15 protein-coding genes are annotated in these 13929 nt (G+C 64.7%); 9 read left to right on the top strand and 6 right to left on the bottom strand.

The genetic code is table 11. The features are described 5' to 3' along the window. Positions 1-16 precede the first annotated feature (16 nt). Positions 17-385 carry a DsrE family protein gene (locus OHD58_RS01565; protein WP_263801288.1) on the top strand — a complete coding sequence of 123 codons (369 nt, stop codon included), beginning with the start codon at positions 17-19 and terminating at the stop codon, positions 383-385. A gap of 50 nt (positions 386-435) precedes the next feature. On the opposite strand, the gene OHD58_RS01560 is transcribed toward OHD58_RS01565, so the two are convergent. The 4 genes from OHD58_RS01560 to argH all read right to left on the bottom strand — a co-directional run bounded on the left by OHD58_RS01560 (position 436) and on the right by argH (position 4406). Continuing rightward, positions 436-1380: a threonine/serine dehydratase gene (locus OHD58_RS01560; RefSeq protein WP_263801287.1), complete on the bottom strand. Its 945-nt coding sequence runs from the start codon at positions 1378-1380 to the stop codon at positions 436-438. Between the two features lie 19 nt (positions 1381-1399). After that, positions 1400-2665, bottom strand: coding sequence for a diaminopimelate decarboxylase (gene lysA / locus OHD58_RS01555; RefSeq protein ID WP_263801286.1), 1266 nt, complete (start codon positions 2663-2665; stop codon positions 1400-1402). A 25-nt stretch (positions 2666-2690) separates the two neighbouring features. Beyond that, positions 2691-2897 (bottom strand): lipoprotein, encoded by a 207-nt coding sequence (locus OHD58_RS01550; protein ID WP_263801285.1) that lies wholly within the window; start codon positions 2895-2897, stop codon positions 2691-2693. 108 nt (positions 2898-3005) lie between these two features. After that, positions 3006-4406: an argininosuccinate lyase gene (gene argH, locus OHD58_RS01545; protein WP_263801284.1), complete on the bottom strand. Its 1401-nt coding sequence runs from the start codon at positions 4404-4406 to the stop codon at positions 3006-3008. 27 nt (positions 4407-4433) lie between these two features. On the opposite strand from argH, the gene tlpA reads away from it, so the two are divergent. The 7 genes from tlpA to mnhG all read left to right on the top strand — a co-directional run bounded on the left by tlpA (position 4434) and on the right by mnhG (position 11418). After that, a complete protein-coding gene (gene tlpA / locus OHD58_RS01540) occupies positions 4434-5123 on the top strand; it encodes a thiol:disulfide interchange protein TlpA (protein ID WP_263801283.1) in 690 nt (229 codons plus the stop codon). 261 nt (positions 5124-5384) lie between these two features. Further along, positions 5385-8285: a monovalent cation/H+ antiporter subunit A gene (locus tag OHD58_RS01535; protein ID WP_263801282.1), complete on the top strand. Its 2901-nt coding sequence runs from the start codon at positions 5385-5387 to the stop codon at positions 8283-8285. Next, positions 8285-8626, top strand: coding sequence for a Na+/H+ antiporter subunit C (locus OHD58_RS01530; RefSeq protein ID WP_263801281.1), 342 nt, complete (start codon positions 8285-8287; stop codon positions 8624-8626). The genes OHD58_RS01535 and OHD58_RS01530 overlap by 1 nt, the downstream gene beginning before the upstream one ends. Further along, complete coding sequence (locus OHD58_RS01525; RefSeq protein ID WP_263801280.1) at positions 8626-10257, top strand: monovalent cation/H+ antiporter subunit D; 1632 nt, start codon at positions 8626-8628, stop codon at positions 10255-10257. The genes OHD58_RS01530 and OHD58_RS01525 overlap by 1 nt, the downstream gene beginning before the upstream one ends. Next, a complete protein-coding gene (locus OHD58_RS01520; protein ID WP_263801279.1) occupies positions 10254-10742 on the top strand; it encodes a Na+/H+ antiporter subunit E in 489 nt (162 codons plus the stop codon). Before OHD58_RS01525 ends, OHD58_RS01520 begins: the two co-directional genes overlap by 4 nt. Next, positions 10739-11020, top strand: coding sequence for a K+/H+ antiporter subunit F (locus tag OHD58_RS01515; RefSeq protein WP_263801278.1), 282 nt, complete (start codon positions 10739-10741; stop codon positions 11018-11020). The genes OHD58_RS01520 and OHD58_RS01515 overlap by 4 nt, the downstream gene beginning before the upstream one ends. Further along, on the top strand, positions 11017-11418 hold the full coding sequence (gene mnhG, locus OHD58_RS01510) for a monovalent cation/H(+) antiporter subunit G (protein WP_263801277.1): 402 nt from the start codon (positions 11017-11019) through the stop codon (positions 11416-11418). Before OHD58_RS01515 ends, mnhG begins: the two co-directional genes overlap by 4 nt. A 34-nt stretch (positions 11419-11452) precedes the next feature. On the opposite strand, the gene OHD58_RS01505 is transcribed toward mnhG, so the two are convergent. Together OHD58_RS01505 and OHD58_RS01500 are read right to left on the bottom strand one after the other, a co-directional pair. After that, complete coding sequence (locus OHD58_RS01505) at positions 11453-12100, bottom strand: glutaminyl-peptide cyclotransferase (RefSeq protein WP_263801276.1); 648 nt, start codon at positions 12098-12100, stop codon at positions 11453-11455. A 35-nt stretch (positions 12101-12135) separates the two neighbouring features. Then, positions 12136-13356 (bottom strand): helix-turn-helix domain-containing protein, encoded by a 1221-nt coding sequence (locus OHD58_RS01500; protein ID WP_263801275.1) that lies wholly within the window; start codon positions 13354-13356, stop codon positions 12136-12138. A gap of 119 nt (positions 13357-13475) precedes the next feature. Here OHD58_RS01500 and OHD58_RS01495 point away from each other — a divergent pair, with 119 nt between their 5' ends. Then, positions 13476-13922 carry an SRPBCC family protein gene (locus tag OHD58_RS01495; protein ID WP_263801274.1) on the top strand — a complete coding sequence of 149 codons (447 nt, stop codon included), beginning with the start codon at positions 13476-13478 and terminating at the stop codon, positions 13920-13922. Positions 13923-13929: the final 7 nt, after the last annotated feature.

Genomic DNA, 13929 nt, shown 5'->3' with positions numbered 1-13929 from the left:
AAAACTGGAGGATATCATGCAAGCAGGAACTGATAAATTGGTGGTGGTTGTCACCAAGGGCATCGAATCGGAACTGTCTTCCGTCGCCCTGACCATCGCCAATGGCGGCCTGACCGCCGGACTGAAAGTATCGATCTTCCTGACAAGCACCGCGATCGATCTCGTTCGCCGCGGTGGCCAGCGCCTGACGCAGGTCGCGCCGCTGGAGCCGCTCGCCGGACTGATCGAGGACTTCCAGAAGCGGGGAGGCGTCATCTGGGCCTGTCCGCCCTGCGTAAAATCGCGAGGCTACGAGCAGGCCGACCTGCTCGACGGCGTCGTCATCGTCGGTGCGAGCGCCATGCACGCCGAGATCAAGGACGGTGCGGCGACGCTGTCATTCTAATCCGCAAGGCACCTGCCTTGCCGCAAGTGGCGGCGAGGCAGCCCAACGTCCTATTCGAATTTCACCGCTGTCGTGTTGGCGCCGCAGACCAGAACGGCGACGCGTTCGCCTGGGGCGGGCGCATATTTTCCAGAAAGCAGCGCTGCGAATGCGGCGGCGCCGCCCGGTTCGCTGACGACCCGCACACTGTCCCAGAGGGCGGCCTGTGCCGCAGCGATGTCGTCGTCGCTCACCAGCACGGATCGTTCGACGAACGCCTGCGCCACCGGAAACATCAGCGTGCCGACGCGCTTCGGCGCCAGCGAGTCCGCGGCAATGCTTCCCGCCGGCGCGTCGACCGGTTCGCCCGCGGCGAGCGCGTCATGCAATGTAGGGGCGCCGTCGGGTTCGACGGCGACGATGCGGACGCGCCCGGCAAACCAGCCGGCGATGCCGCCGATCAGCCCGCCGCCGCCAACCGCCACAAGCAGCGTGTCGATGTCGGGCAGGTCGGCCTCGATCTCCATGCCCAACGTACCTTGCCCAAGCAGTGTTTCCGGCTGGTTGAAGGCGTGAATCTGTAGGGCACCTGATTTTTCCGCGAATTCCTCGCTGGCAGCCAATGCTTCGGCGTAGCGGTCGCCGCCGATCACAAGTTCGGCGCCATAGCTGCGGATGCGGTCGGTCTTCGCCTTCGGCGATACGCTCGGCACGAAGATCGTCGCCGGCACGCCGAGCCGCATCGCGGCGTAGGCAACCGCCGCCCCGTGATTGCCGCCCGAGGCGGCGACGACACCGGCATTTGGTATCTCCCGCGTCAGCAAATTGGCGAAGGCGCCGCGTGCCTTGAACGAACCGGAATGCTGGAGGCACTCGAGCTTGAGGTCGACCGTCAGCGCAGGGCGGCCGAAATCGACCATGTCGGCACGCAGTACAGGCGTGTGCCTGACATGCGAGCGGATCAGTGCCTCGGTACCGGCGATGCTCTCTCTGGTGATCTGGAACTCGGTCGGCATTTACTCACCTCGTGCACTGTCAAAGCCAGTCCGGCAAGGAATCCAGCCCGATCAACTCTTCGTAAGTCTGGCGCCGCCGGACTACGGCAAAACGGTCGCCGTTGACCAGCACTTCGGGGATGAGGAGCCGCGTGTTGTATGTGCCCGACTGCACGGCGCCGTAAGCGCCCGCCGTCGACACGGCGATCAGGTCGCCGCTTTTCAGTTTCGGCAGTTCGCGGTCATGACCGAGATAGTCGCCGCTTTCGCAGATCGGCCCGACGATGTCGGCGGTCAGTCGTGGCGCGTCGGCAGGCGGCTGCACCACCGGCCTGATGTCGTGAAAGGCGTCGTAGAGTGTCGGCCGGATCAGGTCGTTCATCGCCACGTCGACGATGACGAAGTTCTTCGCCTCGCCTTCCTTCACGTAGATGACTTCCGAGACAAGGATGCCGGCGTTGCCGACGAGCAGCCGGCCCGGCTCGAAGATCACCTTCAGCCCGAGCTTCGAAACGTGCTTCTTGACGATCGCCGCATAGGCATCGGGCAATGGCGGCGGGTTGTTGTCAGTCCTGTAGGGAATTCCAAGTCCGCCGCCGAGATCGATATGCTCGATGGCATGGCCATCGGCGCGCAGCGTCCCTGCGAGTTCGGCGAGCAGCCTGTAGGCGTCGTCATAAGGCTGCAGCTCAGTGATCTGGCTGCCGATATGGGTGTCGATGCCGACCGCTTTGATGCCCGGCAGTTCGGCCATCCGGCGGTAGACGTCGCGCGCCCGCTGCCACGGCACGCCGAACTTGTTTTCGGCCTTGCCGGTGGAAATCTTCTTGTGCGTCTTGGCGTCGACATCGGGGTTGATGCGCAGCGATACCGGCGCGACCTTGCCCGCGGCGACGGCGCGCGCGGACAGCATTTCCAGCTCCGGTTCGGATTCGATGTTGAAGCAATGGATGCCGGCTGCGAGCGCAAAATCCATTTCACGCGCCGTCTTGCCGACGCCGGAGAACACAATCTTGTGCGGTGGAACGCCGGCAGCGCGCGCGCGCCGCAATTCGCCTTCCGAGACGACGTCGGCGCCCGCCCCGAGCTTGGCCAGAGTCTTCAGCACCGCCTGGTTGGAATTGGCCTTCAGCGCATAGCAGACCAGGGCATCGAGGCCCTTAAAGGCTTTGGCAAAGACGGTGTAGTGCCGCGTCAGCGTCGCCGTCGAATAGCAGTAGAACGGCGTGCCGACGGCCGCAGCGATCTCCGGCAGGGCCACGTCTTCGGCGAACAGCACGCCGTCGCGGTAGTCGAAATGGTTCACGGGATTAGTTCCGGCAGCGGGAAAGCTATTCGATCAGGCCATCGAGGATGAAGCGCTTGTCCTTCACCGGCGGCGTCGGCTCCGGCGGCAGCGGCTGTTTCGCCTTCTCGGCTTCCTTGCGGGCATCGACGGCGGCCTGGTAGGGCGTGTCGAGATCCGATTTGCGGCCGCAGCCCGCCACCACGCCGAGTGCGGCCAGAACCACCAGTGCCGAAAAGAGCCTGCCCGTCATCGATCCATCATCCCTGAAAATCCGTCCGCCGCTTGTAGCGCATGTCCGCGAAGGCTGGAAACCGGTTTTTCCGCACACATCTGCGAAGTCGCTTTTTGGCGGAACCACTCACGCTTTCGCCAGCCGCTTCTTCCAATAGCGTATCTGCTTCTTCACCTCCTGTGGCGCGGTGCCGCCGAACGAGGTGCGGCTCTGCACCGATTTCTCCACCGTCAGCACTGAAAAGACATCCGCCGTGATCGCCGGGTTAAGCTTCTGCAATTCTGTCAGCGGCAGTTCCTCCAGCCCGACCTTTTTCGCCTCGGCCATTGCTACGGCCTTGCCGGTGACGTGGTGCGCGTCGCGGAAGGGCAGGCCGGCCTCGCGCACCAGCCAGTCGGCAAGATCTGTCGCCGTCGCATAGCCCGAGCCCGCGGCGCGGTTCATTGCCTCGGCATTCACCGTCATGTCGGCCACCATGCCGGCCATTGCCGCCAGCATCAGTTCCAGCGTCTCGGCGGCGTCGAACACCGCTTCCTTGTCTTCCTGCATATCCTTCGAATAGGTCAACGGCAGGCCCTTCATCACCGTAAGCAGCCCGATCAGGTGGCCATTCACGCGACCCGTCTTGGCGCGGATCAGTTCGGCCGCGTCGGGGTTCTTCTTCTGCGGCATGATCGATGAGCCGGTGGAATAGCTGTCTGACAGCCGCACGAAGGCGAATTGCGGCGTCGACCAGATGACGATCTCTTCGGCCAGCCGCGACAGATGTGTGGCGCAAATCGCCGCGATCGACAGGAACTCCAGCGCGAAGTCGCGGTCGCTGACGCTGTCCAGCGAGTTGCGCGTCGGCTCGCGGAAACCGAGCGCCTTTGCGGTCCGGTGGCGGTCGATTGGGAAACCGGTGCCGGCAAGGGCGGCCGCGCCCAGCGGGCTTTCGTTCATGCGTTCGATTGCATCGCGCACGCGTGAGAGGTCGCGGCCGAACATCTCGACATAGGCCATGCAGTGGTGGCCGAAGGTCACCGGCTGCGCTGCCTGCATGTGCGTAAAGCCCGGCATCACGGTCGCGGCATGTTCCTGCGCCCTGTCGAGAAACGCTGCGATCAGCTTCTTCAGCGCTTCGGCCGTGCGCAGCAGCTCCGCCTTTACCCACAGACGGAAATCCACCGCCACCTGGTCGTTGCGCGAGCGTGCCGTGTGCAGGCGGCCGGCTGCCGGGCCGATCAATTCGGCCAGTCGCGACTCGACATTCATATGGATGTCTTCCAGCCGAGTGGAGAACTCGAAAGTGCCCGCCTCGATCTCGGCCAGAATCTTCTTCAGCCCGCCGGCGATCTTCTTCTGGTCCGCCGCCGAAATAATGCCCTGTCCAGCCAGCATCTCGCTGTGTGCCAGTGAACCGGCGATGTCCTGTGCATAAAGCTTCCTGTCGAAGGAGATCGAGGCGTTGATGGCTTCCATGATGGCGGTGGGGCCCGAGGCAAAACGTCCGCCCCACATCGCGTTGCTGGCCTTCTTGTCGCTCATCGTGATATCCGATCCCCGGAGACTGAAATGGCAGATGGTGGAAAAAATCTCTTTCCGGCCTGGCGGCTGGTGCTGATGGCAGCCCTTGCCGGCGTCGTTGCCGGCGCGGTCGCGGTATATGTCAGCGGCCCCCCGTCTGGCAACGCCCCGCTGCCGCAACCTGCCGCGCAGGCTGAGCCCGACGAGGCCGATGTCGCAGCGTGCGCCGCCAAGTCCGACAAGGCCAAGGCGGTGGGCGAAGCCGCCACGGGCGAGGTCGCCGCGATGCTGTCGGCCGATCCGCCGCAATCGGTCAAGAACCTGGCCTTCAACGCGCCCGACGGCACGCCGATGACGCTGGCCGACCGTTCAGGCAAGACGCTGCTGGTCAATCTGTGGGCGACATGGTGTGCGCCGTGCCGGGCGGAAATGCCGGCGCTTGACGCGCTGCAGAAAGAGCTGGGCGGCGAAAAATTCGAAGTCGTTGCGGTGAATGTCGACACCGGCGACGACGCGAAGCCGAAGAAGTTCCTGGAAGAAATCGGTATCGAGAATCTCGCTTACTACCGCGACAACACGCTAGACCTGTTCAACGACATGAAAAAACGCGGCCTGGCGCTTGGCCTGCCGGTGACGCTGCTGGTCGACGCCGAAGGTTGTCTCCTCGCCCACATGAACGGTCCGGCCGAATGGGCGGGCGACGATGCCAGGCGGCTGGTGGGAGCCGCCCAGAACTGAGCCGTGCGGCTGAAGCCGCAAACCTGCGGTCAGGTTGACCCGCTCCGACTATGAGCGGCTGTCGCGTCTGGCTCCGGCATGGCCGTCATCGGGAGCGATGTTCATGAGCCGCCATGGGTCGAGGTCCTGGAGGTGGGTAGTGCGGCCATTCGCAGCTTCGCGCGCCGATCGACCTTCACGTACGGTGAGCCAGGTGCGGTCGTTGGCGGATCACCGTGGATGGCTTAAAGAGCCGTTAGATGCCACGCGGTCACAAGGAGCATGATGGAGCATTACCCGATCCTTCTGATCATAGCCCTGCCTTTTCTGGCAGGCTTGGCGGCAGTCCTGCTTCCGACGGATTCGCGCACGACGGTGACGTGGCTTGCCGGAGCCACGACGCTCGCTTGCCTGGCGTTGACCCTCTCGCTCTATCCGTCCGTCAGCAGCGGGGACAGTGTCATTCACCGCATCCAATGGGTCCCGGCGCTAGGTCTCGACTTCACTCTGAGGATGGACGGATTCGCGTGGATTTTCGCGCTGCTGGTCTGCGGAATCGGGTTCCTCGTCGTCGTCTACGCCCGGTACTATATGTCGGCCGAGGATCCGATTCGCCGGTTCTATTTGTTCTTCCTGGCGTTCACGGGATCAATGCTGGGTGTCGTTCTCTCCGGCAACCTGATCCTCCTGGTGATCTTCTGGGAACTCACCAGCATCTTCTCTTTCCTGCTCATCGGTTATTGGCACCACAACCAGGCGGCTCGCGACGGCGCCCGCATGACGTTCACGATTACGGCGATCGGCGGCCTCGCCCTGCTGGCTGGCGTTCTCATCGTCGGCCACATCGTCGGCAGCTACGATCTCGACGTGGTGCTCGCGTCGGGCGATGCCATACGCAGCCATGACCTTTATGTTCCGGCGCTGCTGCTGATCCTGCTCGGAACGCTCACGAAGAGCGCGCAGTTCCCCTTCCACTTCTGGCTGCCCAACGCCATGGCGGCCCCAACGCCTGTTTCGGCATTCCTTCATTCGGCGACCATGGTGAAGGCGGGCGTCTTTCTGATGGCGCGGCTGTGGCCGGTGCTTTCCGGCACGCCTGAATGGTTCACCATATTGGGGCTTGCGGGAATGGCCTCGCTCGTGCTCGGCGCCTACCTTGCTATGTTCCAGCAGGACCTGAAGGGTCTGCTGGCTTATTCCACGATCAGCCATCTCGGGCTGATCACACTGCTCTTGAGCCTCGGCAGCCCGCTTGCCGCCGTTGCCGCCATATTCCACATGCTGAACCACGCAACCTTCAAGGCCTCCCTGTTCATGGCGGCCGGCATTGTCGATCACGAGGCTGGCACACGCGACCTGCGGCGCCTCTCCGGCCTGTTCCGCTACATGCCGATCACTGGAACGTTGGTAATGGTGGCAAGTGCGGCCATGGCGGGCGTTCCGCTGCTGAACGGCTTCCTGTCGAAGGAGATGTTCTTCGCTGAAGCAGTCGAAACCCATGCCGACTCCTGGGTGGATACAATTGCGCCTTATGCAGCGGTGCTCGGCAGTGCGCTCGCGGTCACCTATTCCATCCGGCTCATCCACTCGATCTTCCTCGGCGCCCCGCCCGAGAGCTTCCCGCGCGAGCCGCACGAGCCGCCGTTCTGGATGCGGTTCCCGGTCACGTTCCTGGTGGTCGCCTGCCTGATCGTCGGCATCATCCCCGGCATGACCATCGGTCCCTTCCTGCATGTCGCCGTGTCGTCGGTGCTCGGGGACGCCACGCCGGAATACAGCCTTGCGGTCTGGCACGGCTTCACGCTCCCGCTGGCGATGAGCGCGGTTGCGCTGGCAGGAGGCGCACTGCTGTATCTGGCGGCAGGGGATTATCTTGAACGTTCCGAAAGCGCCCCGCTTCTCGGCCGGATCCAGGGCTACCGGATCTTCGAGCAGGTTACGGTAGCGGTCTCCTGGCGATGGGCGCGTCTCGTGGAAGACATATTCGGAACGAGGCGCCTGCAGCCGCAGATGCGTCTGCTCGCGGGGGCGGCGATCGCTGCCGCCGCCATTCCCCTGTTCGCTTCAGGCGTAGGCTTCGAGGCCTACGGCAACGGAACGACGGATTTGGCTTTCGCGGGCCTGTGGGGCATCGGCATGATCTGCGCGTTAGCGGCCGCCCATCAGGCGAAGTTCCATCGCCTCGCGGCGCTTGTCCTGCTGGGGGCGACGGGCCTTGTGACCTGCATGACCTTCGTCTGGCTGTCGGCGCCAGATCTCGCGGCAACCCAACTCGTCGTCGAGATCGTCACTACGGTCCTCATCCTGCTCGGGCTGCGCTGGTTGCCCAAGCGCACCTCGGCCCTGGTCGAGCCCGGCGGCTGGATGGCGCGCTTACGCCGCATCCGCGACCTGACGATCGCGGTTGCGGCCGGGGCGGGGATGACCGCGATTTCCTACGCCGTCATGACCCGTACGCCACCCGAATCCATCGCCGGGTTTTTCATGGAGAAAGCATACAGTGAAGGCGGCGGGCGCAACGTCGTCAACGTGATCCTCGTGGACTTCCGGGGCTTCGACACTCTGGGCGAGATCACCGTCCTCGGCATCGTGGCCCTGACCGTCTTCGCCCTCCTGCGGCGGTTTCGCCCGGCGCCCGACAGCATCGAGCGTCCGGAGCAGCAGCAGGTCCAGCGTTCCTACGACGAAGCTGAGCCGGACAGGGAGGCCGGTGCGACGGCTGCCGAGTACCTGTTCGTGCCTTCGGTGATCATGCAATGGATGTTCCCGGTGGTCATCGTGCTGGCCGCTTACCTCCTCCTTCGCGGCCACGATGCTCCCGGTGGAGGCTTCGTAGCGGGGGTGGCGATGGCGGCCGGCTTCATCCTTCAATACATGGCGGCGGGAACGGTCTGGGTGGAAGACAGGCTGCGCATCCTGCCGGTTGTCTGGATCGGTGTCGGACTGTTGCTGGCGGCCCTGACAGGGACGGCTTCGCTGCTGCTCGGTGATTCTTTCCTCACTTCGTATTTCCGGTATGCGGACCTGCCGCTGGTCGGGAAAGTGCCGCTGGCGAGCGCGACCGTTTTCGACCTCGGCGTGTTCAGCCTCGTGGTCGGAGCCACGGTGCTGATGCTGATCGCCATCGCCCACCAGTCGATTCGCCGCTTGCGGGCCGCCCGTCTCGAGGAGGAACGCCAGTGATGGAATTGACGCTCGCCATCGCCATCGGGGTTCTTACCGGATCGGGCGTCTGGCTGATTCTGCGTCCGCGCACCTACCAACTCGTCATCGGCCTCTCGCTGCTTTCCTATGCGGTGAACCTCTTCATCTTCAGCATGGGCCGCCTGCGCGTCGGCGCGGCTCCCGTTCTGGGCGCCGACGGCATGGGAAATCCCGCGGGCTACGCGGATCCGGTTCCACAGGCCCTGGTGCTCACCGCCATCGTGATCGGCTTCGCGACGACCGCGCTCCTGCTGGTCGTCCTGTTGGTGTCCCGTGGCATGACGGGCAGCGACCACGTCGACGGCCGGGAGTCGGGCTGATGGATTGGGCGAAGCATGCTCTGATCGTTCCGATCCTGCTGCCGCTCGTCACGGGCGCGGCGCTCCTGCTGATCGACGAGACGCGTCATACCGTGAAGGCGCTGGTCGGTATTGCATCGACGGTCATGCTCGTGGCCACGGCCTTTGCCCTGGTACAACTCGCCGGCGCGGTTCCCGAGGGGGCCGGCGCGATGTCGTCGGCTTATGCGGTCGGAAACTGGCCCGCTCCCTTCGCCATCGTGCTCGTGCTTGACCGGTTGTCGGCGCTGATGCTGGCGCTCACATCCATTCTGGCGCTCGCGTCGCTGGTGTTCTCGACAGCGCGCTGGGACAGGATGGGGCCGCATTTCCATACGCTTTTCCAGTTCCTGCTGATGGGACTGGGCGGTGCGTTCCTGACGGGGGACCTGTTCAACCTGTTCGTCTTCTTCGAGGTGACGCTGGCGGCATCCTACGGGTTGCTCCTGCACGGCTCGGGCGCATTCCGGGTCCGCTCCGGCCTCCACTATATCGCGATCAACCTGGCGGCCTCGCTCCTGTTCCTCATCGGCGTTAGCCTGATCTACGGCGTCGCCGGCACGCTCAACATGGCCGATCTGGCGGTGCGCCTGCCTGCCGTCCCCGCCGAGGACCGGATGCTGCTGCAGGCGGGCGCGGCGATCCTGGGCGTCGCGTTCCTCGTCAAGGCGGGCATGTGGCCGCTCTGCTTCTGGCTGCCTCCCGCATACATGGCCGCCGCGGCCCCGGTTGCCGCGATCTTCGTCCTGCTCACCAAGGTCGGGGTCTACGTGCTCCTTCGCCTGACGCTCCTCCTTTTCGGCAGCGAGGCAGGGGAACTGACCGGCTTCGGCGGTGCGGTCCTGCTTTGGGGCGGCATGGCGACGGTCGCCTTCGCGACGTCGGGCGTGCTCGCTTCCCAGGCGATGGGTAGGCTCGCCGGGTATAGTGTACTCGTTTCGTCGGGAACCCTGCTTGCGGCTGTCGGCATGGGCGATACCGCCGTCGTGTCCGGGGCCTTGTTCTACCTCGTCAGCTCAACGTTCAGCACCGCGGCCTTCTTCATGCTGATCGAACTCGTGGAGCGCGCACGTGAACCCGGAGCCGACCTGCTGACCGTGACGATGGAAGCCTATGGCGATGAGGCCGATCCGGAGGAGAACGAGAAGGAAGAAGTCGGCGTGGTCATGCCGGGTGCGCTCGCCGTCCTCGGCGTCTGCTTCGGCTGCGTCGCGCTCCTGCTCGCGGGGCTGCCGCCATTGTCAGGCTTCATCGCCAAGTTCGCCATGCTGACGGGCATGTTGAACCTGGACGGACTGGCGACACCGAGCGAGATCCCGGCGCGCACCTGGCTGCTGGTCGCGCTGCTCATCCTGTCCGGCCTGGCGGCGCTCGTCGCCATGATGCGTACCGGCATCCGGACCTTCTGGGCGCCGCTCGAGGTGATCGTCCCGCGTGTGCTGGTGGTCGAGGTCGCGCCGATCGTGGCTCTGCTGGCCCTCTGCCTCGCCCTGACGATCGAGGGAGGCGCGATGATCAGCTACACCGAGGCCGCGGCCCGCTCGCTGCATGACCCATCGAGCTACATCCAGGGCGTTCTGGGGACGAGCCATCCGGGGGCTGATGGCAGATGAGCCGCGTGCTGCCCTATCCGGTCCTGACCTTGGCGCTCCTGCTGATGTGGATGCTGCTTACGTCCTTTTCGCCCGGACAGTTCCTCCTCGGGGGAGTGATCGCTGCTGCAGCATCGTGCGCGATGGCGGCGCTGCATCCATCGAAGCCGAGGCTGAGGCGATGGCAGGTCATCCCGAAACTGTTTGGCATGGTTATACTGGATATCCTGCAGTCGAACATCGCGGTCGCCAGCATTATCCTCCAGGGAGGGCGCGGCCGCCACCGGGTGTCCGGCTTCGTGGCCATACCTCTCGACCTGCGCGACAGCACGGGACTTGCCGTCCTGGCCTGCATCGTCACCAGCACGCCGGGAACCGCATGGGTCGAATACGCTCACGACACAGGTGTCCTTCTCATCCACGTTCTCGACCTCAAGGACGAAGAGGAGTGGGTTACCCTGATCAAGAATCGCTACGAGGCGCTGCTCATGGAGATATTCGAATGATCACCGACATCCTCCTGTGGTCCGTATTCGTGGCTCAGGTCATGCTCGTCGCGGCCATGGGATGCAACGCCTACAGGCTTATCCGCGGGCCGCGCGCGCAGGACCGGGTGCTGTGCCTCGACGCCATGTATGTAGGCGCCATGCTGCTGGTGCTGACCATCGGCATCCGCACGGGGAGCCAGATCTATTTCGAGGCGGCCCTGATCATCAGCGTGCTGGGTTTCGCCTCGAGCGTCGCTCTCGCCAAATTCCTCATGCGCGGGGAGGTGATCGAATGACGCATGCGGCGGACCTCCCGGCCTGGGCCGCGCTGTTGACGGCCTTCCTGGTCCTCGTCGGCGCGGGATTGACGCTGATCGGAGCGATCGGAACCCTGCGGTTCGGCAGCTTCTTCGAACGCGTGCACGCGCCGACCCTCGGTACGAGCTGGGGAACCGGTGCCATTGCGCTCGCGTCGATCGTCTGCTTTTCGATGCTTGGCTCGCGGCCTGCGGTGCACGAGATCCTGATCGGCGTCTTCGTCACGATCACCACCCCGGTCACGTTGATGCTTCTCGCTCGCGCGGCTCTCTATCGTGACCGAACCGAGGGAAACGCGAACGTGCCTCCGCAGTCACTCCTAAGATCGTCCCGAGGGAATGTCCCGCAGGACAGGAGCAGCGATGACATGCGATGAACGGCGGCATCGTCGTGAGACGCAGGACGCCTGGCTAGGCCGCGGAATCTCGCCGGGGCCGACGAAGCGCCCGCACTGTACCACTGTCGCCGCCGCCGCAAAAGAATCGCTCGCCTCCATCGGACTCCAGTCCTGAGACGCCCGTTCCGGCCGGCATATCGAGCTTTTCCAGCACCTTGCCGGTCTCGGGATCGATGCGCCGCACGTCGCTCTCGCCGCCTTCCCAGGTGCCGTGCCAGAGTTCGCCGTCGACCCAGCTCACGCCGGTGACGTGGCGGTTGGTCTCGATGGAGCGCAGCACCTTGCCTGTTTCAGGGTCGACCTGATGGATCTTGCGCGCCTGATATTCTCCCACCCAGAGCGACCCTTCAGCCCAGGCGAGCCCGGAATCGCCACCGCCACCAGGCGCCGGGATGGTGGACAGCACGCGCCCGGTCTCCGGATCGATCTTCTGTATGGTCTCCTCGGCAATTTGGAACAGATGCTTGCCGTCGAAAGCGGTTCCTGCGTGTGCAGCGACGTCGATCGAGCGCAGTATCTCGCCGCTCTCCGGGTCTAGAGCCCTCAGCGTGTCCCCGGTGGCAAACCATACGCGCTTTCCATCGAATGTGACGCCATGGATCTGGTCGGCACCTGGAAAGGGTCCGTATTCGCGGAGGATTTCGGCAGCGGTGGGTTTCATGGATCGGGTCTCGCGTTGATCTGAACGATGCAAATCTAGTCGCTCGGCAGCGGACCTGGGAGTAACAAGCTTGTCGGGAAGCCCGGCACCGGCGGCGTCATCCAGCGACGTGCCCGCCCGCGGCCATAGAACTGCACCTTGCCGGCCGCGGCAAGCTGCTCCAGGGCTCGCTGTACGGTGCGCGGGCTGGTGTCCAGCGCGATTGCCAGTGCCGAGCTCGCCCACGCCTCGCCGTCGGCAAGCAATGCAAGCACCGCCGGGTTCTGTTCGTCCACCGGCGGCGCCAGCACCACGATCCTGCCGGCATTGCGCGGCAAAAGCGCAAAGCCCCGCTCCGTCGCGCTGATATCCGCCAGGACGGCAAGCTCTGCCCGAAGCCGGCCGATTTCGACGCGCAGGCGCGCGCGATGCGATTCGTCGGTATGTTTTGCTCGGAAGGCTCGGGCGAGAAGCAGGCTCCGCGACACGTCGTTCGGCCAGGCCTCGGTCAGTGCGCGGGCAAGCGCGAACAGCACCGGACGTGTCGCCAGCGATACGACCGTCCCGGCCGTGCGCACCACATTGCGGCATGCATCGACGACGAGTGCCTCCGACGCGAACAACGCTTCGACCTCGTCGAGCAGGAGAGGGCGCTCGTCGCCGCCGACTATCAAGCGCGCCGCTGGGATATCGAGCGCGCGGGCGACACTATCCACCTCTGCCATAAGCGCCGGGATACCAGCTTGGCGGGCCGCGCGTGCTGCCCCGGCGAGCGCTGCACGCGCCGCCTTGGTCTGCAGGCGCCGGATGGCGATGCCGGCGACGATCAGTTCATGGGCCGCCCGCGAGGCCGGCGGCAGCGGTGTCGAGCCGAGCGGAAAAAGCGCGCGCTCGGCCTCGTCGAGGCGCCCGATCAACAGCAGGCGCCGCGCTTCGAGATTCCGCGCATGCGCCGCGTTAAACCGGTCGCCATGCTTTTCGAGCGTCGCCCGCGCCGTGTCGAGTGCCTTTGCGGGCCAGGACAGATCGCGTGAGACGAGGGCGATCTCGGCCTCGGCGACGACACAGCGCGCTCGGGCCACCGCCTCTCGCGGACCGAAGGCGCGCGCGGCACTCTTGAGCAGAGTCTTTGCCCGGACGAGATCGCCGAGCTGGGCCATCGCGATGCCTCTGAGCGCCAGCGCGGGCGCGTCGTCACGCAGCGCGACCCGCTTCAATGCGCCGAGGGGGTCACCTGCCGCGAGGGCACGGGCAGCCGCGGTGATCAGCGAGTCCATTCAAATCCCGTCACACTTGTAACTCCCACCCATGCGCAACCCGCTCTTAGTCTATCCATCGTCAACCAGCCAGCAGGTTGGTGGCGTCGGAATACAACCGAAGACATGGAGCAGCCGTCATGGCTAACCGCGATTTCACTACATCGATCCTGGTGGACCGATCCCCGAAGGAGGCGTTCGACGCCATCAACCGCCCGCGCGACTGGTGGGGGAAGGACATCGAAGGGCAGACCGACAGTGCGGGCCAGGAGTGGACGTACCGCTACAAGGACATGCACTTCAGCAAGCAGCAGACGGCGGAACTGGTTCCGGACCGCAAGGTGGTGTGGCATGTCGTCGAAGCCCGGATGAACTTCCTGCAAGACAAAACGGAATGGGAAGGCACGAAGATGATCTTCGACATCTCCGGGAAGGGCGACAAGACGGAAATTCGCTTCACCCATGCCGGCCTGGTTCCCGAGGTCGAATGCTTCGATATCTGCAAGAGCGCGTGGACTGGGCTGATCGCCGACAGCCTGCGCAATCTGGTCGAGACGGGCGAAGGGCTGCCCGATACGGTGGAATAACGGCTCG

The organism is Mesorhizobium sp. ZC-5, assembly GCF_025753855.1.
Classification (GTDB): domain Bacteria; phylum Pseudomonadota; class Alphaproteobacteria; order Rhizobiales; family Rhizobiaceae; genus Neomesorhizobium.
This window is presented reverse-complemented; position numbering and strand designations above follow the sequence as displayed.